19 protein-coding genes are annotated in these 19,835 nt (G+C 49.8%); 6 read left to right on the top strand and 13 right to left on the bottom strand.

All coding sequences use genetic code 11. From position 1 onward, the window contains the following. From HKN79_01455 to HKN79_01430, 6 genes are all read right to left on the bottom strand, one after another. On the bottom strand, positions 1-282 hold a 282-nt coding region (locus HKN79_01455), incomplete at its 3' end, for a hypothetical protein (protein NNC82216.1). Beyond that, the gene (locus HKN79_01450) at positions 224-571 is read right to left on the bottom strand and encodes a heavy-metal-associated domain-containing protein (GenBank protein NNC82215.1); all 348 of its coding nucleotides are present in this window, start codon (positions 569-571) and stop codon (positions 224-226) included. The genes HKN79_01455 and HKN79_01450, both read right to left, overlap by 59 nt. A 60-nt stretch (positions 572-631) precedes the next feature. Further along, complete coding sequence (locus HKN79_01445; GenBank protein ID NNC82214.1) at positions 632-1,057, bottom strand: hypothetical protein; 426 nt, start codon at positions 1,055-1,057, stop codon at positions 632-634. Positions 1,058-1,096: 39 nt separating this feature from the next. Further along, entirely contained in the window at positions 1,097-1,852 is a 756-nt protein-coding gene (locus tag HKN79_01440; GenBank protein NNC82213.1) for a succinate dehydrogenase/fumarate reductase iron-sulfur subunit, read from the bottom strand. 19 nt (positions 1,853-1,871) lie between these two features. Further along, positions 1,872-3,884: a fumarate reductase/succinate dehydrogenase flavoprotein subunit gene (locus HKN79_01435; GenBank protein ID NNC82212.1), complete on the bottom strand. Its 2,013-nt coding sequence runs from the start codon at positions 3,882-3,884 to the stop codon at positions 1,872-1,874. A gap of 12 nt (positions 3,885-3,896) precedes the next feature. Then, on the bottom strand, positions 3,897-4,544 hold the full coding sequence (locus HKN79_01430) for a succinate dehydrogenase cytochrome b subunit (protein NNC82211.1): 648 nt from the start codon (positions 4,542-4,544) through the stop codon (positions 3,897-3,899). A 154-nt stretch (positions 4,545-4,698) separates the two neighbouring features. Here HKN79_01430 and HKN79_01425 point away from each other — a divergent pair, with 154 nt between their 5' ends. Further along, positions 4,699-5,991, top strand: coding sequence for an aminopeptidase P family protein (locus tag HKN79_01425; protein ID NNC82210.1), 1,293 nt, complete (start codon positions 4,699-4,701; stop codon positions 5,989-5,991). On the opposite strand, the gene HKN79_01420 is transcribed toward HKN79_01425, so the two are convergent. Then, entirely contained in the window at positions 5,988-6,239 is a 252-nt protein-coding gene (locus HKN79_01420) for a hypothetical protein (GenBank protein NNC82209.1), read from the bottom strand. The two genes, HKN79_01425 and HKN79_01420, sit on opposite strands and share 4 nt — an antisense overlap. A 383-nt stretch (positions 6,240-6,622) precedes the next feature. Here HKN79_01420 and HKN79_01415 point away from each other — a divergent pair, with 383 nt between their 5' ends. The 5 genes from HKN79_01415 to HKN79_01395 all read left to right on the top strand — a co-directional run bounded on the left by HKN79_01415 (position 6,623) and on the right by HKN79_01395 (position 13,125). Further along, entirely contained in the window at positions 6,623-7,393 is a 771-nt protein-coding gene (locus HKN79_01415; protein ID NNC82208.1) for a response regulator transcription factor, read from the top strand. A gap of 88 nt (positions 7,394-7,481) precedes the next feature. Beyond that, entirely contained in the window at positions 7,482-8,243 is a 762-nt protein-coding gene (locus HKN79_01410) for a response regulator transcription factor (protein ID NNC82207.1), read from the top strand. Beyond that, the gene (locus tag HKN79_01405) at positions 8,240-11,200 is read left to right on the top strand and encodes a histidine kinase (protein ID NNC82206.1); all 2,961 of its coding nucleotides are present in this window, start codon (positions 8,240-8,242) and stop codon (positions 11,198-11,200) included. Before HKN79_01410 ends, HKN79_01405 begins: the two co-directional genes overlap by 4 nt. 79 nt (positions 11,201-11,279) lie before the next feature. Continuing rightward, complete coding sequence (locus HKN79_01400) at positions 11,280-11,543, top strand: hypothetical protein (GenBank protein NNC82205.1); 264 nt, start codon at positions 11,280-11,282, stop codon at positions 11,541-11,543. 94 nt (positions 11,544-11,637) lie between these two features. Then, complete coding sequence (locus tag HKN79_01395; protein ID NNC82204.1) at positions 11,638-13,125, top strand: hypothetical protein; 1,488 nt, start codon at positions 11,638-11,640, stop codon at positions 13,123-13,125. Positions 13,126-13,133: 8 nt separating this feature from the next. Here the strand turns inward: HKN79_01395 and HKN79_01390 are convergent, their stop codons facing one another. The 6 genes from HKN79_01390 to lnt all read right to left on the bottom strand — a co-directional run. Beyond that, positions 13,134-13,799 (bottom strand): T9SS type A sorting domain-containing protein, encoded by a 666-nt coding sequence (locus HKN79_01390; GenBank protein NNC82203.1) that lies wholly within the window; start codon positions 13,797-13,799, stop codon positions 13,134-13,136. Between the two features lie 110 nt (positions 13,800-13,909). Next, on the bottom strand, positions 13,910-14,599 hold the full coding sequence (locus HKN79_01385) for an OmpA family protein (GenBank protein ID NNC82202.1): 690 nt from the start codon (positions 14,597-14,599) through the stop codon (positions 13,910-13,912). Positions 14,600-14,635: 36 nt separating this feature from the next. Continuing rightward, complete coding sequence (thiL, locus tag HKN79_01380; GenBank protein NNC82201.1) at positions 14,636-15,682, bottom strand: thiamine-phosphate kinase; 1,047 nt, start codon at positions 15,680-15,682, stop codon at positions 14,636-14,638. Beyond that, on the bottom strand, positions 15,679-17,082 hold the full coding sequence (lpdA, locus tag HKN79_01375; GenBank protein NNC82200.1) for a dihydrolipoyl dehydrogenase: 1,404 nt from the start codon (positions 17,080-17,082) through the stop codon (positions 15,679-15,681). Before lpdA ends, thiL begins: the two co-directional genes overlap by 4 nt. A gap of 98 nt (positions 17,083-17,180) precedes the next feature. After that, entirely contained in the window at positions 17,181-18,239 is a 1,059-nt protein-coding gene (locus HKN79_01370) for a hypothetical protein (GenBank protein ID NNC82199.1), read from the bottom strand. 131 nt (positions 18,240-18,370) lie between these two features. After that, the coding region (gene lnt, locus HKN79_01365; GenBank protein ID NNC82198.1) for an apolipoprotein N-acyltransferase at positions 18,371-19,835 on the bottom strand (1,465 nt) is incomplete at its 5' end.

The following is a 19,835-nucleotide window of genomic DNA, read 5'->3' as shown; positions in this document are numbered from 1 at the left end:
CACCAAAAGGTCACTGTTCGACACACGCTCCAATTCAAATCTCCCTTGACTATCAGTAGCTGTGCCTGTGGACGTACCTGCCCATAGGATATTGGCCCCCGGTAGAGGGATCTGTTTCTCTTCTTCTATGGTGTATACCATTCCTCTCACCACCTCATCGGAGGTGTTCTGAGAAAGAAGGGTCGTACTTAGAAGCAATGTGAGAATGACGATATGAAATCGGTCAGTGCTCATCTTGATCCCTGTATTTACAACACGCATGTACTGTGTTGTATTGCTCATCAGTCGCCATTGATCGTTCGGTATCATGACCGACCTCATTCAATAGCTGATGTATCTCTTCTTCAGTGATACGTTGTGTATTGAAGATGATACTCAGGGTCTGCGTATCGAGATCGTAATCGGCATACTTCACGCCTTTGACGTCTACCGCCTTTTCGATTCGGTCTTCACACATGCCGCAGACCCCGCTTACGGTGAAGCTGGTCTCCACGATCTTATCTTGTGCTTGAATACTTGGTGCCACAAATAAAATGGCGGCAAGTAAAAGTGTTCTGAAAATAGTTTTCATGACTGTAAGTTATTGATTCATATTGAGTTGTCCAGATATTCTGGAAAAAAGAATCAATACTCAGCCATAGGTGATTAGTGAATGGTGTTGGATATAGAGGTCCTGATGTCCGGATCGGTCCGGAGGGTATTCTATTTTCAATATGCTCGCACCGGTATCGGTGATTTGCAGAGATAGCTCCGTTTTTTCAAGCAAGAGAGCCTGGATCTCGGCCGGGTGAACACGAGACTGGAAGGCAGGCACCTGTTCTTCTGCGAGGAATTGTAGAAACAAGGAGGTGAGGCCACATTCTTCCTCTCCCTTCTCCTCACAGCACGATTTCAACTCTTTGGCGCAACAGCTCTCATTCAGCTCGCAATTCCCCTCGGTGACAGCACTTAATGATATGTCCGCAATCGCTTTGCAGCAGGTATCTACATCAACATGAATGCCGATGGTCACAGCGATGTAGAATATCAGGGTCGATATGATAGAGATGCGGAGCATTGCGCAATGCGAATACTGCAAATATCGTGCTATAGCAGCTTATTTCTCCCCTTTGGCCGCCATGGCCGCTGCATATTCCCGATTCATTCTTGCAATGTTATCGAGGGAAATACCCTTGGGACATTGGACTTCGCAAGCTCCTGTGTTGGAACAATTGCCGAATCCTTCGTCATCCATCTGGTCCACCATATTGAGAACCCGCTCTTCTCTTTCGACCTGGCCCTGGGGAAGTAAGGCGAGTTGTGACACTTTGGCTGACACGAAGAGCATAGCAGAAGCATTCTTACAGGCCGCTACACATGCACCACAGCCGATACAGGTAGCTGCATCGAAGGCCTTGTCAGCATTTTCCTTTTCTATCGGTATCGCATTTGCATCGGTGGTGTTTCCTGAGGTGTTCACAGAAACGAATCCTCCGGATTGTATGATGCGATCGAAGGCTGTACGGTCGACTACCAGGTCTTTGATGACAGGGAAAGGTTTAGCACGCCAAGGTTCGATATAGATGGTATCCCCATCGTTGAATTTCCGCATGTGGAGTTGACAGGTGGTCACCAACCTATCCGGCCCGTGAGCTTCTCCATTGATATGCATGGAGCAGGACCCGCAAATACCTTCTCGACAGTCATGATCGAAAGCTACAGGATCCTCTCCTTTCTCAATGAGGTCGTTATTCAACTCGTCCATCATCTCCAGAAAGGAAGAATCGGGAGAGATTCCTTTGACTTCATAGGTCTCCATCTTTCCGGTGGAGCGCGCATTCTTCTGCCTCCAGACCTTCAGGGTGAGATTCATGTTTCTTTTCTCCATATCCTTACTTGTAAGAGCGTTGTTTCAATTCGACATTCTCAAAGACCAGATCCTCCTTATGAAGTTGGGCTTCTCTAGAATCACCAGTCCATTCCCAAGCTGAGACGAATTTGAAATTCTCATCATCGCGTTTGGCCTCGCCTTCTTGCTCCCCACTTGTCTCAACTGATTCTTCCCTGAAGTGACCTCCACAGGATTCTTCGCGCACCAATGCGTCCTTGGCCATGAGTATTCCGAGCTCGATCAAGTCGGCTACTCGACCTGCTTTTTCCAGTTCCTGATTGAAAGAATCAGCGGTTCCAGGCACTTTCACATCCGACCAGAACTCCTCTTTGATCTGATTCATCTCATCCATGGCCCGGGACAGTCCTTCTGCATTCCGTGACATGCCTACTTCATTCCACATGACCAGTCCCAATCGCTTATGGAAGTAATCCACGGGTTTGCTCCCATTGATGGTCAGTAATTTGGCGATGCGTTCATTGACCGCGTTCTCGGCTTCATCGAATTCTGCAGTGTCGATGGGAATAGGCCCAGTACGTATCTCATCTGCCAGATACTCGCCAATGGTATATGGAAGAACGAAATATCCATCGGCCAATCCCTGCATGAGGGCAGAAGCTCCCAATCGATTGGCGCCATGGTCACTGAAGTTGGCCTCTCCGGTGGCATAGCACCCGGGAATAGTGGTCATGAGGTTGTAGTCCACCCAGATGCCACCCATAGTGTAGTGCACTGCCGGATAGATCATCATGGGAGTCTTGTATGGATTCTCATCCACGATCTTCTCATACATCTGGAAGAGGTTACCGTACTTGGATTCGATGACCTCCTCACCCATGCGCCTTATCTCCTCCTTACTGGGATTATCCAGTCCTAAGACTGTCGCCTTCTCATTGCCATAGCGTTCGATGGCCGCAGCAAAATCCAGATAGACCGCTTCTCCGGTCGGATTCACCCCATATCCCGCATCACAACGTTCTTTTGCCGCTCTAGATGCAACGTCTCGCGGCACGAGGTTTCCAAAGGCCGGGTATCTGCGTTCCAGATAGTAATCGCGGTCTTCTTCGGCCAATTCAGTCGGCTTGAGGCGTCCTTCGCGTATCGCTTCAGCGTCCTCCTTCTTCTTCGGCACCCAGATACGGCCGTCATTCCTTAGTGACTCTGACATCAAGGTCAGTTTGGATTGATGGTCCCCGCTACGTGGAATACAGGTCGGGTGGATCTGCGTGAAACAGGGATTGGCAAAGTAGGCTCCCTTCTTATGCGCCTTCCATGCAGCGGTGACATTGGATCCCATGGCATTGGTAGACAGGAAGAACACGTTGCCATATCCGCCTGAGGCAAGTACCACAGCATGGGCAGAATGACGACTCACTTCACCGGTCACCAGATTACGGGCAATGATTCCGCGGGCCTTGCCGTCTACTACTACCAGGTCGAGCATCTCATGACGGTTATACATCTTGATCTTTCCCTTGGCGATCTGACGGCTCATTGCAGAGTAAGCTCCAAGTAGGAGCTGTTGCCCGGTCTGTCCTTTGGCATAGAAGGTCCGTGAGACCAGTACACCTCCGAAGGACCGATTATCCAACAGGCCACCATACTCCCGTGCAAAGGGGACACCTTGGGCCACACATTGGTCGATGATATTGGCAGACACTTCTGCCAGTCGGTAGACATTGGCCTCTCTGCTCCTGTAGTCACCTCCTTTGATGGTGTCATAGAAGAGTCGATAGACCGAGTCCCCATCGTTCTGATAATTCTTGGCTGCATTTATCCCTCCTTGGGCAGCGATGGAGTGGGCACGTCTCGGTGAGTCCTGATAACAGAATGCACTCACATTATAGCCCATCTCTGCTAGCGAAGCGGCTGCAGCCCCACCAGCCAGACCAGTACCTACAACAATGACATCGATATGGCGCTTGTTGGCCGGGTTGACCAGGTCGATCGTGTTCTTGTGAAGGGTCCATTTCTGGTCCAGTGGGCCTTCAGGTATTTTAGCATCTAATGACATAGAGGTCGAAGATTAATGCGTTAGGTAATGGTAAAGGGCAATGATGATGAATCCGAGCGGGACGGCAATTGCATAGACGGTACTGAGCTTTTGCAGTGCCGGGGTGAATCGTCCGCGTACTCCGATCGATTGGAATGCCGATTGGAATCCGTGCTGCAGATGAAGCGCCAAGAATACAAAGGCGACCACATACAAGAGGACCCTCCAGAGATCCACGAATTTATGTCTGAGCTCCTCATAGTAGCGGGTAGGATCCTCGGGATTCGTACTGAAGTATTTGTAGTCCATCTCCGGAATCCAGAAGTCATAGAAATGCAGTGCAATGAACCCGAGGATGGCGAGTCCTGTGTAGATCATGTTCCGCGACATCCAAGATGCACTCGCACCCCCTTTATAGACCTCATAATTCTGAACTCGTGCTTGGCGATTGCGGTACTCTAGAATGAATCCCATCACAAAGTGGAAGATCACTGCAAATATGAGTATTGGCTGTAAGGCGAATTGCACCAAGGGATTGGTTCCCATGAAGTGGGAGACCTCATTGAAGAGGTCTTCACTGAATACCGACAGAAAGTTGATGGATAGATGTTGCAGGAGGAACACCATTAGGAACAAGGCAGAAAGTGCCATGGCCAGTTTTCGAGCGATGGATGATTTCATCAGGATCGTTTGCAGTGGTTTGCTCGCAAATGTAGCTTCCACATATGCATTATCAAAGACAGTCCATATATGGCAAGCGCTGATTGGACTTCAGAAGCTATCTCGGAGACACTTTGATTACCTTTAGCCACCTTATTCTCAAGCAGTACTCCCTATGAAATACCTCCCTATCGACAAGCAGTTGTACATCGATAACCGCAAACGATTTGTAGAACATCTCGAACCTGGCTGTCTGGCCGTCTTCAACTCCAATGACATCATTACGACCAGTGCTGATTCTACCCGCCCATTCGTTCAGCATCGGGACATCCTGCACCTCTCCGGAGTCGATCAGGAGGAGAGTATCCTGCTCATCTTCCCGGATTGTCATGAGGAGAAACATAGAGAGATCCTTTTCTTGAAAGAGACCAGTGAACTGATCGCCATCTGGGAAGGGGCCAAGTTGAACAAGGATCAAGCCTTCGAGGTTTCGGGTATACGCACCGTATACTGGCTGGAGAAATTCGAGACCATCTTCAACAATCTCATGAGCGAGGCAAAAGGGGTCTATCTGAATACCAATGAGCACTTGCGCGCCAATACAGAGGCCGAGACCCGAGAAGACCGCTTCATCAATTGGTGCCAGGAGAAGTACCCAGTGCATACCTATCACCGTAGTGCTCCTATCATGCATCGCATTCGATCGGTCAAGCATGAGATAGAGATACAACTGCTCCAAGCCGCTTGCAATATCACTGAGAAGGGCGTTCGCAGGATCCTTCCATTTATACGGCCCGGGGTGATGGAGTATCAGATCGAGGCCGAACTCATGCATGAGTTCCTGAACAATCGCTCCCAAGGCTTTGCATACACCCCCATCATCGCATCAGGAGAATCGGCCTGTGTGCTGCACTACATAGAGAACAACAAGCCCTGCAAGGATGGAGACGTAATCCTCATGGATTTCGGGGCGGAGTATGCCAATTACTGCTCGGACCTTACGCGGTCAGTGCCGGTCAATGGGCGCTTCACCGATCGTCAACGGAAAGTCTATGATGCTGTATTGCGGGTCAAGGATGCCGCAACGGAATTACTCGTACCCGGTACGATGATGGCCGACTATCATCGTAGGGTAGGGGAACTCATGGAGAAGGAATTGGTAGACCTGGGTCTCATCAGCATGAAAGATATCGAAGATCAAGACCCTGCTTGGCCAGCCTATAAGAAGTACTTTATGCACGGAACTTCACATTTCATCGGGCTGGATACTCATGATGTAGGACTCTGGCACGAACCCATACAAGCCGGAATGGTCTTCACGGTAGAACCTGGAATCTACATTCCGGATGAGGATCTGGGAATACGTCTAGAAGATGATGTGGTGGTGCAGGAAAGTGGTTCTCCGATGAATCTGATGAAGAACATCCCTATCGAGGCGGAAGAGATCGAAGAGTTGATGAATGCCTAAGCGGCAATATTGACCCGCTTACTGATGACTTGATCGCCATCTACGATGAGCATTACGTATTTCTTGGCGTTCAGCGTGGAGATATCGAGTACCGTTTCATTATCTGAGATAGCTCCGGTCTGTATCACACGTCCGTTGAGATCGCACAGATCATAAATGGTGCGTTCGGTGCGTGGGGTATACCTTACGACCATGCGTCCGGTCTCGCGTTCTATCTGAATATCTATCACTCTACTGGTCTCCAACATAGGGGGCGGCATTCTGCTCTATATAAATTAAACGAATCGAGGCCACATGGGTTGCTATTTGCCCACCACTATTGGACCAACTGGCCTTTTTTCACGATGAATCCCCAACTGTAGCGGGCAACGGAGTGAAATAAACAGCAAGACCATGTCTTGGAAGGGACATGGTCCTGCTAGAAACAACACGTGGTATGAAACCAGAAACTGATGCTTTTCAACGGAATAACCAGTATCCGTTCTTAGTAGATGTTCTCATATCATTATTCGATTGATTATACCTCAAGGTACAGAGCATGTCCCAATGAATCCAGTGGCGAACCAGCAACGGTCATCCTCGATGAAGCAACGGTGCTCGAGTATTTGATCACTGATGTATATTGGTCCCTGTGCAGCTCAGAGCCGTGATCATAGATGATGAACTCCATGCCAGGGAGAACCTAGCATTACTCATCGAATCCTATTGCCCATCGATAAACGTGGTGGCTTCTGGTCAGGATGTCATGTCTGGTAAGAAAGTGATCGATGAGAGCGATCCGGACGTGGTGTTCTTGGATATACGCATGCCTTCAGGTGCTGAGGGATTCGAGTTGTTGAATCTCATCGATGACCCCGGCTTCATGGTCGTATTCGTGACGGCATTCAAGGACTACGCGATCGATGCCTTCAAGGTCAATGCGGTGGATTACATCCTCAAACCCATAGATATCGATGAATTGATACAGACCGTCTCTCGACTGGAGAAGCGCTATGCCTCTTTTAAGGATCGGGAAGACAAGGCCTTGGATTACCGGGAGCGGATAGAACGCCTGAGCAAGGAACTGCTCCAGCGAGCCGACCGATTGGCCATCTCTCATGCCACAGGCATACGTATGGTCAGGCCTGAAGAGATCATCTACCTGCGGGCCGAAGGGAATTGTGTGAATATCCATTTCAAGGATGGAAGCTCCTATCTGGATACGCGCACACTGAAGACCTATGAAGAAGACCTCCTTCCTCAGAGTTTCTTCCGTTGCCACCGTTCATTCATGGTCAATTTGGATGAATTGGAAGCCTTCGACCGACAAGAAGGAAATCACGTGATCATGAGCAATGGGTCACGGATTCCCGTATCCAAAAGTCAGCTCAGCGATCTGCTGCGAACGCTGAAAAGAAATTAGTACTTGTTCACTCGATCAGAAGGGCCTTCTGCGCGATCGCAGTGAAATCCAGCATTCAATTTACGTTATTGAATCAAAGCCCCTTTAGATGTCATCATCACCGCTACAGGCCATCATTGTGGATGACGAGCATCATTGCCGTCACAATCTGGCCGAATTGCTATCTGAGTATTGTCCTGAAATCCAGGTATATGCGATGGCAGCAAGTGCTAAAGAGGCTTTGGAACAGATAGAGGACACTACTCCAGACGTACTCTTTCTGGATATCCGTATGCCGGGAATGACCGGATTCGAACTTCTTGAGCATCTCCCGAATAGGGCTATCCAAGTGGTATTCACAACTGCTCATGATGAATACGCTCTACGCGCATTGAAAGAGGGAGCCGTAGATTATCTGGAGAAACCGATCAGTATCGATGAATTGGAGGCATGCGTACAGAAGCTTGTCAAGCGGAAGGAAAGCAGTAGCGATGCAACACCCAGCTGGACCAAGGAAATGCTCAAACTGGCCAATCTCAAAGAGCTCGACCGTACTACCATACCTACGGCTGATGGATTTGTGATGGTCAAGAGCAGTGAGATCATCCATTTGGAAGCCGCTGAAAGCTATACCAGGATATTTCTGAGCACCGGAGAACGCCATCTGAGCAGCAAGAACATTCGCGTGTTCGAGCAACGACTCAACCCGCAAATATTCTTCCGCACCCATAAATCCCACATCGTCAATGTGCTCTATCACCTGAAAGGATTCTCCCGCACTGATGGCAATGTCGCACTGATGAGTGATGGTACACGCGTACCTATCAGCCGCAGAAAGCTCGGTGAATTCCTTGAACGGGTGCAGTCATGAGATCAAGCATACTCGTACTTCTCTTGATGGGGTCATTGGGCACGATGGCGCAATACCACACCTTCCTGAATCTCGGCATCGAAGACGGGCTCGCCCAATCCCAGGTCAATGATATGGCCCAAGGGCCGGGGGGCTATCTATGGGTCGCAACTGCGAGCGGATTGAGCCGATTCGATGGGACCGAGGTCAAGAATTTCTACAAGTCGGATGGACTGGTTGATAATGTGGTCACCTCCATTCTGGTCAGTGATGATGGAGAGCTATTCTTCGGTGGTGTAGGAGGATTCACTCAACTGACCAATGGGGAATTCTTCTCCTATCCCTTTCCAAGGAGTTTCGTGGATAGTCGTGTACAACACATGCAATTGGTCAATGATAGTACCCTCTGGATCGCGACCAATCGCAATGGCTATTTCTCTTTTTCCTTGAATACTCGTCAATTCGAAGCACCCATCTTGGATCACGGGACCAACATACGTTGGTTGGATATCCCCAACGGTCTGATAGCCGGATCAAGAGGTCTGTTCAGTTTTACAGACCGATGGCCATCCAGAGATGACCTTAATATCTCGGATGTACACGTGTCCGCAGATCGCTTGTGGTGCAGCACATTGGGTGATGGCCTTTGGACATATACGGACAAATGGAATCGGGTCGCTCCTCCACAGGATATGGAAGTCTCCTATCTGAGAGATATCCTTATAAGTTCTGAAGGGGCTTTTTGGGGGGTTGGGCCTGATGGCGCGGTGACCTTGGATCAGGGAGAGTGGAACCGATACACTGCGAAGAACGGACTCGCCTATGACAACCTCAGAGCCGTAGAGCAGGACCGGGAAGGGAATATCTGGCTGGCAAGCAATGGTCAAGGCATTTACCGATTCACAGGAGACCTCTTCAGTACCTATGCGACAGGCAATCCACTCCAGAGTGAACTCATGCTATCTGCGGTAGAATACGGAGATGCGATGTATCTCGGGATGTTCGATGAGGGGCTTCAACTGATCCGGTCAGATGGGAAGGTCGAAGATCTCGAATCCTTCATCCGCACAGATGTGTGGAGTCTCCTGCGTGACCAGACCGGGAGGATTTGGGCGGGTACCTCTACCGGACTATATCGGAGTGTGGATGGAAAGAGTTTTACTCGCTTGTATGAGGATGAATTACCCAGCAATCGGATCACGTCCCTTTTCGAGGACGACATCGGCAATATCCACATCGGTCATAGGGAAGGAGCTACAGTGGTCTATGGTGATGATGAATTCATGCATCTCATTGAAGAGACCGGATTCGAGGGCAGGCGGGTACGCGCTATCCAACAATCCATTGATGGAGCAATGTGGCTCGGTGCCCAGAATGGCCTGTATCGTATCGATGATGAATGGGTCATGCGCTTGGATGAGTCGAGTGGTCTCAATGATAATACCATCTATTCCATACAGGATGACCCATGGGGAAGGCTCTGGGTAGGCGCTAAGAACGGATTGCACATACTGATGAGTGACTCGGTCATCCAAGTGATGCTCTCAGGTCAGGTAGATGCCAATAACATCAACTTTCTTCACTGCAGCAAGGCTGGGCAACTCTACGTAGGGACCAATCAAGGGCTGTTCTCCGCACAGGTGCTAGAAGATGTAGCTCAGATGAATTTCAGGCAATACGGTATACAGGATGGTCTACCGGGACTGGAGTGCAATCTCAATGCAATCTACCAGCAAGGTTCAGGGCAGGTGTGGTTCGGGACCAATAAAGGAGTGGTGCGATTCGATGAAGAGGAATTCCTGGAGCAGGCACCTCTTCCAGAGCCGGTGCTTCATATCACAGGTATAAGACTCTATGCCGAACCCTTCGATATCAGCACCCGATCCTCGGGAATGGATCATGTGCATGGATTACCTATCGACCTCACCTTCCAGCCGGATGAGAACCATATCACATTCGATTTCAAGGGGGTGCGGTTATCCGACCCGGGGTCTATCACCTATGAGTATAGGATGGATGGCTTGGAGAGTCAATGGACCTCCGCAGGCAATTCGACCTCCATCACCTATTCCTCTTTGGGATTCGGAAAGTATTGTTTCATGGTCAGATGTGTGGATGAGGATGGGAATGAGATAGGCGAGATGGCCCAAATTGACTTCCGGATATTACCACCTATCTATCTGCGTTGGTGGGCCTTGCTCATCGAAGCCATCCTGATCAGCGCTCTAGTGCTCTCTGTTTTACGCTGGAGAAGAGAGGTCAGGCAAAGGAAGCAGAGTCTGGTCGAGCTCGGGTACAAGAACCGCATGCAAAGCTTGGAACAGCAATCACTCAATTCAAGCATGAATCGCCATTTCATCTTCAATGCCCTGAATGCCATCCAGTACTATATCAATCGGGAGGATAAGCGATCGGCCAATCGCTATCTGTCCAGCTTTGCAAAGCTCATACGCAAGAATCTGGACTCGACCGCAACGACCTGGGTCAGTCTTCAAGACGAGATCGAGCGGCTTGAGCTCTATCTCCATCTGGAGAGTATGCGCTTCAACGACCGGTTCTCCTACCACATCCATGTGGACCCCTCACTGGATACCGCCAGTATACGGGTGCCATCCATGCTTTTACAGCCCTTTGTAGAGAATTCCATCTGGCACGGAATCCTTCCCAAGCCGGACGCAGGTCGGGTGGATGTCGATATCCAAGGAATCGATGATCGCATGCGCATACGTATCCAGGATGACGGAATCGGTATCGATGAGAGTCAAGGACAGAAGAACGGGCATGTCCCCGACCACGAATCCAAAGGGATGAACATTACCCAGCATAGGCTCAATCTGTACAGCGAGATGACCGGGACCTCTTTTGAGATCATCGGTCCGGTACAGTTGGAAGAGGAGGGAATGATCAAGGGTACACGCATCGATATCCTCATCCCATTGCGGGAGAAAGAAGAGCTCAGCAATGTGATCAATGCCTGAACACAGTACCCGAACGCCTTGATTTACAGTTTGGAAGGATACTATTTTTGTACTAATTTCGTATAGAGTGTACCCCAAAGTGAATACACAGAAACATATAATTCACCTGCTCGGCTTTTTTGTAGCCTTGATCTTCTTGGTCACAGGATGTGCCAAAGATGAGCTCATACCTCCTGCTGGAGATACGCTGGATAGTTTCAAGTCCATTGAGCAGATCGAGGATATGGGTTCCAATGATCGCCCTGTGGATACGCAGATGCGTGATAGTGATATCCTGGACTCTGATGGTATCACCGATGACGAGGATGACGAGGATGATGAGGATCGGGAAGAGAACCGATAAGCTCCTCGATCCACACACTCCCTTTACTCGTTCCATTTCTACCGTTGCTTGACTGATTATTGATTTGCCATCCGTTCATGGATAATTTTCATGTATGGCAAACTCAGCATCTACCCAACTCCATCAGCTCATCCACTCCATGTCACGGAGTGAGAAACGGTATTTCAAGATCCATGTGCGTACACATTCTTCCAAGCACTCGATGGATTACATCCGGCTATTCGACCTGATCGATGGTCAAGAGACTTACGATGAATCTCCACTGGTAGAACAGATGGAGCAGGACGGCTGTACCCAGCGATTCGCGGTTCTCAAGCATAGACTCTTCGAAAAGGTCCTAGATGCCCTGGAGGCTTTTCAACGCAATAATGACCCATTGATGACCCTCAGGCATGAGCTTAATAGGTGCAGGGTGTTGATCCACCGGGGATTGCTGAGTGTTGCATCCCGTCATCTGCAAAAACTCATCGATCAAGCCCAGGACCTCGAAGCTCACCTTATCACATTGGAGTGCCTACATCTGATGGCCGTGCATGGATTGATGACGGCTGATGATCAAGAGGTCCATCGAAGTCTTCGATTGCGTATCGCTGAAGAATACGATATGCTTTGGGATGGACAACGATTGTTCGCCACGCTCAAGTCTGAAGGTCGTGCTCGGGTAGGAGAAGCCTTCCGTGGAGATACCATGATCGGAGATGCAGAAAAGGTCATCCGATCGGAATCCTCATCTGCTCTAGCGCGCTATACGGCCCATCACGCCCTGTCAGCATGGACATTCACCCAGCAGGCCTTCGACCAGAGCCTTGTGCATCTGATGCAGTGCGAGCGCATTCTCGATGCAGAGGCCCGCTTGCGTGCAGAACTCCCCCTTGCCCTCACGGATATCTGGGCAAATCAGTGTTATATCTATCTACATAAGAAGCAAGAAGCGCTTGCACGTAATGCGCTGATGAATCTGATGGGCACGCTCAGCGATGGATTCATGACGCATCATAGAATACAATATCACGGCACGCGGTTACAGTCTCTACTCTACTTCCTGAATAGGGTAGAGGATACAGGATTAGAAGAGCGCTTGAAGGAAGAATTGGAGAGATATTCAACCCAACGGTGGGAGCATACTCCGGCCGTGAGAGCAGCACTCGACTACAATGCAGGGGTTTTTCATCACAAGCGCGCAGAGCGGTCTGAAGCGCTCAAGGCCTTGAATCGAATACTGAATGATGGGGAGATCGGAAGGGATGAGGATGTTTATCACCGCACCCTCGTACTGGTCACCGTACTCCACATCGAATCCAAGGATAAGGACTGGATGGCCCATAGTGCCCGGGCCTTGAAACGCTATCTCAAACCCAGGAATCTACTCAATGGTGTAGAGACCACCCTACTCACTTACATTTCCAATCTGCGCAGAGCAAAGACCGAAGAAGGTGAATTGCGTGCGGTCAATCAATTGATCCACTCGCTCAGGGAATTGCGTTCTGAGAAGAAGGAGCAATTGAGTTTCGAGCACTTCGATTTCCTGGCTTGGGCCGAAGACCGATCAGAAGATGATCGATATGCGAGTATGGTCGCCTGAGGGCGTGCTTATTTCTTTACGGAAAGTCGTCTACTCAGTATAGCTTCCCCTTTATGTGAGAGCACGAGAATGTAGATGCCATCCTGAATGTTGGTCACATCCACTGATTCTCCAGAACGAACAGGTTGCTCTTTGATCGACCGACCGGTGATATCGATCAGGGAAAGACCCAATTGCTGGGCTGAAGCATAGGTGATGGTGAATTCATCTTGTACAGGGCTGGGATATATCTGAACTTCCAATAAATCCAATTCTCCGAGACCACTCGTGCCTCCGCACTGGCAATTGGTCACCACACTCAAAGAGTCTGCATAGAAGGCTTGTGAATAGTCCACTCCTCCTACTTCCCATCCACAGCCCGACACACCGGTGGCCACGCCATTGACAATCGCCCATCCCATGAACATCTGACAAGCACCGAAATCCACACCGCCTACATCAGAGCACATCGAGACATTATTGCCGGGGCATTCTCCGGGGGTGTATTGTACGATTCCAGCTGTATTTACAGCGACACAATCATTGCTATAAGTGACTCCATCACAACCACATACGGGGTCATAGATGGTGGTACATATCGCATCTGGGTCGATCAATGAGCAGTCCTTGCAGTTCTGCGACCAGGAGGCACTGAAAAAAACTACACAGGATATCAGGGTACAGATCGTTCTCATCCTTCAATGGGTTTTAGGGTGAGCATCAAGATAAGAGGATTCTCGGGAAAGACCCGTGAGAATTCAGACCAAAAAATGGACGGCTCTTACAAACCTGAACCGCACTCGGATCACTCGTCTACTTCCAAAGTGCCGTTCCGAGCAGCGCGTTTCATCTCCTCATTGGCATAGATGGCCACTTCGACCCTGCGATTCATCTGTTTTCCTTGGGCCGTGCCGTTATCCGCAATCGGTTGGAGTTCTCCATAGCCTTCGGTGGTGATCCGGGATGCATCCACTCCATCAGCTTTGAGGTGATCGGAGACGGACTTTGCTCTTTTGACAGATAGCGTCTGATTGTATTCCTCAGAGCCATCCGAATCGGTGTGACCTTCGATGAGGATGTCGGTATCATCGTATTTCAAGAGGGTCTCGGCCAGTTTGTCGAGATTGCTCTTGGTCTGAGCATTGAGCGCATGCTGATCGGTGGCGAACATCAGTCCGGAATCAAAAGTGATCCGGATACCTTCTCCTACACGGGTGATTTCAGCACCCTCCAGGTCCTGCTGTAATTCTTCGGCCTGCTTGTCCATGCGTCTACCAATGAGTGCACCGGCCGTACCTCCTACAGCAGCGCCTATGATCGCTCCTAGAGCGGTATTTCCTTTGGCATGTCCTACGGCTGCTCCAGCAGCAGCACCGGTGGCCGCTCCTATCACACTTCCTTGAGCGGATTTCGAGGCATTACAGGCCGGGGTCAAGGCAATGAGTCCTATGATAAGACTAGCTACAATCGATTTTTGAATGGTATGGGATATCATGATCATTTAATTTGATTGTAGTGATAGGGACAAAGATCAAGCCGAATCATTGCTGAGCATCGCATCCCAACCTTGTGCCTTCAGCGTGATTTGCTGACCATCATTGGATATCAACTGATTTCCTACGGATTTCTCCGCCATATGGCCTATCACAGTCAATTCAGGATGTGCTCTGAGCTTGTCGAAGTCCGATTGGAGGATGGTGAAGAGCAATTCATAATCCTCTCCACCATTGAGGGCACAGGTGGTGGGCTGTAGATCGAATTGCTGCGCACAGGAAATCGTGTTCTCATGTAGGGGAATTTTTTCCTCATAGATGGCCGCACCCAATCCGCTCGCACGAGTCAAGTGGATGACCTCAGAGGCCAGTCCGTCCGAGATGTCGATCATAGAAGTAGGGGTGATGTCCAGCTCATCCAACATATCTATGATGTCCTTGCGGGCCTCGGGCTTGAGATGTCTCTCTAGGATGTAATCGTTTCCACTCAGATCGGGTTGAGCTCCAGGGGCCGCTTCGAAGACCGCCTTCTCACGTTCCAATATCTGTAGACCCATATAGGAAGCCCCAAGATTTCCAGAGACCACGAGTAATTCCTTGTCCTTGGCTCCGCTTCTATAGACTACCTTCTCCTTGTTGACCCTACCTATGGCCGTGACCGATATGGCCAATCCGGCTATGGAGGTGGTCGTGTCTCCACCTACGATATCCACATCGTAGATCTGTGCTGCGAGGCGTATACCTTCATACAATTCTTCCAAGGCCTCTACGCTGAAGCGATTGCTCACAGCCAGGGAGATGGTCACCTGCTCAGGGCGCCCGTTCATCGCATAGATGTCAGAGAGATTCACCACCACACTCTTATAACCCAAATGCTTGAGAGGTGTATAGCTCAGATCGAAATGCACCCCTTCCATGAGCATATCCGTGCTCACCAGCAGGAAATCCTCTCCGGCATCGATAACCGCAGCATCATCCCCGATGCCTTTGATGGTATTGCCTTGATGGGCTGCGATGCCCTTTGTCAGGTGGTCGATCAGACCGAATTCACCGAGTTCGGAGAGTTCTGTGCGTTTCTCGCTCATATATGCAATGCTCTGTCCCCAGTGGCAGCTAAGGCCGCTTCACGGAAGGATTCGGTATAGGTCGGGTGCGCGTGCGACATCCGTGCGATGTCCTCGGCCGAGGCTCTGAATTCCATGGCCACTACCGCCTCAGCGATCATATCGGCCGCGCGCGGACCGATCATGTGTACACCCAGGATCTCATCGGTCTTTTCATCGGCCAATACCTTGATCAGGCCATCGGTATCCATACTGGCTCGGGCCCTTCCACTGGCCTTGAAAGGGAAGCTTCCCTTCTTATAGGCGATACCTTTCTCCTTGAGTTGCTCCTCGGTATAGCCCACTGCGGCCACTTCGGGCCAGGTATATACCACTCCAGGGATGAGCAGATAATTGATATGTGGCTTCTGTCCGGTCATATGCTCGGCCACGAATACGCCTTCTTCCTCGGCCTTATGGGCCAGCATAGCACCTTTGACCACATCACCGATGGCATAGATGCCTGGCACGTTGGTCTGCAGATGCTCATCGATCTCGACACGTCCACGGTCATCCAGCTTGACGCCCACCTTGTCCAGACCCAGTTTATCGGTATAGGGCTTGCGACCTACAGCTACGAGACAGTAGTCTGCCTTTACCGTGACCTTCTCACCTTTCTTGCTCTCTGCTTCCAGCGTGGTGGTACGTGTGGTCGAGCTGACTTTTTTCACAGCATGGTTCAAGTAGAATTCGATGCCCAATTTCTTCAGGCTTCGCATCAATTCTTTGCTGAGGTCCTTGTCCATTCCCGGGATGATGCGGTCCATGTACTCGAAGACTGAGACTTTGGTCCCCAGACGCGCGTATACAGAGCCCAACTCCAAGCCGATCACCCCACCACCGATGATGGTCATGCTCTTGGGCAAGGACTTCAAGCTGAGCGCCTCGGTACTCGAGATGATGCGTTTCTTGTCGATCTGCGCAAAGGGTAGGCTGATCGGTTTCGACCCTGTGGCAATGATTACCTTGTCGGTCTCTATCTTCTTAGCCTTGCCTTTGGACGGCTTGACGCTGATCGTATTTCTGTCCACAAAGCTCCCATGACCGTGATGTACATCGATCTTGTTCTTCTTCATCAGATAGTCGATACCCGATGTGGTCTGGTCCACTACGCCTTGTTTGCGCTTGATCATTTGAGTGAAATCGACTTTAGGCGCGTTGATATCGATACCATGCTCCTTGAAGGTATGCTCGGCATTGTGGAAGTGCTCGGAGCTGTCCAATAAAGCCTTGGAGGGGATACAGCCCACATTGAGACAGGTTCCACCTAGGGAATCATAACGCTCGATAAGGGCGGTCTTCATCCCCAATTGGGCGCAACGGATTGCGGCTACGTATCCTCCAGGTCCTGACCCAATGATGGTCACATCGTATTTACTCATGAATAAAGCTTGTTTGAGTGGGCCGCAAAACTACGAAGACAACCCTAGTCAAGAGATTGAATTGCTCTTATCTACATAGCAATCATCTACTTAATGCACTAGCTCTTCGAGAACACCTTCATAAACCTTCGAAGTGCTAGTGGGAGATTGCCCATGGCGTAGTTCGTTACAGCGTCTGGATCTGGACCCAAGAAGACATCGTTTCCTTCAATAGATTTCATCTGATAATAAAAGGCCGTAGTTGTGTAGCTTTTCACTCTAGTATTCGTCTCACCTGGTCTCGCACTCATGCCATTTGGGCCAACAACTTTGGACTTCTCAATGAGTTTTTTCTTGGGCATTAATACGTACTTGTATTTGCTCAAGTCCGTTGAATTCAATTCTCCAATAGTGACCATGTCATAGTCAAAAGGATAATTCTTCTCTAATGCCCCTGTCGCATACTTCATGAACTTGTCCATTTTCGTAGCATCTTCACAGACCACTAGAATTTTAGATGACTTCAATTCATCATCGGAGGGCCAACTCTCATTGACGGTAGACTCTTTCATCCAAAGATCTGAGACCACTTTGTTTTTATTAATTAGAGCCTCGATATCCCTTTCTTCGGTCAATGTGGTCAGAAAATAATCTTGACCTTTACCTTCTATTTCTTCCTTGAGGAAATCCATAGCATTTTCCAATGTCTTTCCGCCCATTACTGTATGCATCGCAGTGACATCGGCATCACCGACCAAGGCAATAGTAAATGCTGGATTGGACACCATATCCAAAGTACATACTCCATCAGCCTTTGAGATCTGCTTTGATAATTTCCCCCATTCCATAATGGTTACTGTGAATCCATAATAAGGTCCTTGATCGATCAAAGTGTTGGTCAGTTCTTCCATCTTGGCGGGGTCGGAAATCTCTTGTGGGCCTAGATTAACGAACCCCATTGGATAGATTCCCATCGAATTCAATTTCTGCTCTATGGCTTCACTCAACTTGTCAAATACAGCCTCGTCCATCGTAGGAAACTCGTCCATTGACATAGTACGATTCGGTTTTTTAATCGACCCGAATTCGAACTTAGCCTTGGTTGGCTGCATGGAATAGATATAGATAATGGGATCGGCACTTTCAGCAAGGATGTAGTTTGGTACATCTGCGCCCATAGATCGCTGAGCGGTCGAAGCAATAGGGATCAATGAGAGTATGAAAAGGATAGTCAGGAATCTTGAGATCTGAAGCATTGCGTTTGGATTATATATGGGGAACGAAGAACGGTAAATATGACTGAGAGTTATTAAGGCTTCCCTTTCAAGGGCCTCACCCAAGTCCATAGTAAGAGTAGCACGGAGATCAAGGCTGCTACGCGACTCAGATAATCCCCGTGTTGGGCATAGAAGGTGAGCTCTTCATTGAAGTACAATTCTCCCCTGAGTGCGCCCTCGGTCACCCATTCCAGCGCGGAGGTGATGTCGCCTTTCTGATCGATGAAGCAGGTGATTCCCGTATTGGCCGATCGGGCGATGCCCCTGCGTGTCTCGATGGCCCGCAAGCGTCCATAGGCCAAAAGTTGCTTGTAACCGGGACTATCCTGCCACCAGCTATCGTTGGTACTGATGAATATGGCCTCGCTGCCATTGCGTACGAACTCGGTATTGAAATCCCCGAAGACCGACTCATAACAGATGGTAGGTGAGAGGCTCAAGCTATCGAAACGGAATACCTCCCGTTCTGCCTGTATACCCAGACTCCCTGAGGCGCCACCCAGATCGAGGGCCAGATCATCCAGAAAAGAGAGCACGCTCACAAAGGGGATACTCTCCACCCCTGGTACCAGCTTGCTTTTGCGATAGATGGCCTCCACGCCATCCCGGGTCACCAGCCAAGTGGAGTTATAGCTGTCATAGTAGAGGTCCAAAGGGACGATATAGCGAGCTGTAGGGGTCTCCTTGATCGGATAGGCCTTCCTATCGGCAGCACCCACGACCATGGCGGCTTCTTTGTCGGCCAAGAAATTACGCATGATGCGGGTGCTCAATGTCGCATCTACTTGGTGTTCCCAGAGCCCCCTGAAGTTCACCTGTCCTCCCGCTCGGAATACGGTCGCACCCTCTTGTAGGGCGGTCTCAGGTAGCACATAGAAACGGGTATTCTCCGTGTCTGCAGAATCGCAGAGCTCGAGCATCCGCTCCAATTGTTGGATAGGGTCGGTCTTGAATTTGACCTCATAGGGGTCCAGGTTGGGTTGTACACAGACCACCTCCACCGCCTCTCCCTGTTCCTCGTAGTTGCTGTAGCGGATCAGGCTGATGACCAGGGGCAGGACGATCAGCAGTACCGCTCCTATGGCCATACGCATACTCCGGGCCTTGCGCCCTTGCCAGCGGGCCTTTATCGCGGTGAAAAGGGTAAGATTGACCAGTAGTATCCACAGAGTGCCTCCAGGAATGCCTGTTTGCTCATACCACTGTACATAATGCACGTCCTGTGCAAAGACATTTCCCAGATTGAGCCAGGGCCAATTGATACTCCATTGCATATGGATATACTCGAAGCTCATCCAATACAGCACCAAGGCTGCATAGCCTGCTACTCCACCCACATTCCTACGGGTGAGATGGAAGAGCCAGAATACGATGGCCATGAAGGCTGAATTGAGCACATAGGTCAGACCTGCAGCCGTGATACGAGCGATGGTCTGCTGAATAGGCGGGACATCCGGCTCGCGGATATAGAGAATGAAATAGGTGGTGCCCAGATTC

Source organism: Flavobacteriales bacterium, assembly GCA_013001705.1.
Taxonomy (GTDB): domain Bacteria; phylum Bacteroidota; class Bacteroidia; order Flavobacteriales_D; family JABDKJ01; genus JABDLZ01.
This window is presented reverse-complemented; position numbering and strand designations above follow the sequence as displayed.